The organism is Streptomyces sp. AC627_RSS907 (assembly GCF_019049165.1).
On the sequence record NZ_JAGMUE010000566.1, the window covers coordinates 1 to 579 of the forward strand.

Genomic DNA, 579 nt, shown 5'->3' on the forward strand with positions numbered 1-579 from the left:
GCCCACGGCCTCGCCCGCGCACAGCCGCGGCAGCCACTCCCGCTTCTGCGCCTCGCTCCCCCAGGCGGCGATGGACTTGGCGCACAGGCCGAGCGAGACCGACAGGATGCCGCGCACCGCCGAGTCGCCGCGCCCGAGTTCCTCGGTGACCAGCGCGTACGAGAGGTGGTCGCCGTCGGAGCCGCCGTAGCGGGCCGGGATGGTGAGGCCGAGGAAGCCGAGCGCGCCCAGCTTGGGCACGATGGCCCGGTCGACCTGCTCGGCGCGGTCCCACGCGGCGGCGTGCGGCGCGACCTCCCGGTCGACGAAGTCCTTGGCCAGTTGGCGCACCGCGCCCTGCTCGTCCGTGAGCTCCAGGTCCATGTCGCCGCCCCAGGGAGTGCGCTTAGTGAGCAGTGCTAGTTTTTGTGTGGCGGCTCTACTATGTGGCGCATGGCCCGCCCCCGCAAGCCCCTGCTGAGCCGCGAGAGAATCGTCACGGCCGCCCTCGCCCTCGTGGACGCCGAGGGCTTGCAGGCCGTCTCGACCCGCCGGCTCGCCGCCGAACTCGGGGTCAGCGGGCCGTCGTTGTACAACCAC

General features: G+C 72.9%; 2 protein-coding genes. One reads left to right on the plus strand and one right to left on the minus strand.

Annotated elements, in window-relative coordinates; genetic code table 11:
* On the minus strand, positions 1 to 363 hold a 363-nt coding region (locus KUM32_RS37100), incomplete at its 3' end, for an acyl-CoA dehydrogenase family protein (RefSeq protein ID WP_217146262.1).
* Positions 364 to 432: 69 nt separating this feature from the next.
* Here KUM32_RS37100 and KUM32_RS37105 point away from each other — a divergent pair.
* Positions 433 to 579 (plus strand): TetR/AcrR family transcriptional regulator (locus KUM32_RS37105; protein ID WP_217146263.1); only part of this gene is annotated, 147 nt, incomplete at its 3' end.